This window comes from Streptococcus downii (assembly GCF_004353325.1).
GTDB lineage: Bacteria > Bacillota > Bacilli > Lactobacillales > Streptococcaceae > Streptococcus > Streptococcus downii.
The window spans coordinates 1-507 of the sequence record NZ_MZNX01000010.1 but is presented as its reverse complement, the minus strand read 5'-3'; the positions used below and the strand labels follow the sequence as shown (position 1 = coordinate 507).

The window sequence follows — 507 nt, the reverse complement described above, 5'->3', positions numbered from 1 at the left end:
TTTCGCATACTGCTGATCCAGCTCATAAATCGCTTTACCGAGTTCTTCATGCGCCACAAAGTTAGTTAAAACAGGATCGCTATAACTCAGACTCTTCACTCTTCCAGCAGCCGCCATCTGGCTACTTAAAGCACTAAAAAGTTGCTCCGTACTGCTGGTTGTCGTCATCTTATCAAAGGCATTGACCTTATTCTTCGTATCCTGAACATACTTCCGAGCTGTCTGGGTATTAGTATAGAAGGTGCTGCTTAAGGGAGCACTCAGGTGATAGAGACTCGAAATCCCATCATAGATACTCTTGAAGTTAGTATCCATGACCTTGTGTTTCTCATCGGCTTCATTTAGCTTCTTGACCGCATCATCCAAAGTTTCTTCTGCTAAAACTGCCGTTGCAGAGGTTTCGCCAACAAGATTCTGAAAATCCGTGATCGTCTTGGAAAACTCAGAACCTAGAAATTCTAAGCCATTCTTTAAGCCAACAATCACGGGGTTATGAACATTATTGAT

1 protein-coding gene is annotated in these 507 nt (G+C 42.6%); it reads right to left on the bottom strand.

Annotated features, from left to right (window positions below; genetic code table 11):
* On the bottom strand, window positions 1-507 hold a 507-nt coding region (locus E2R31_RS09740), incomplete at both ends, for a T7SS effector LXG polymorphic toxin (RefSeq protein WP_243701307.1).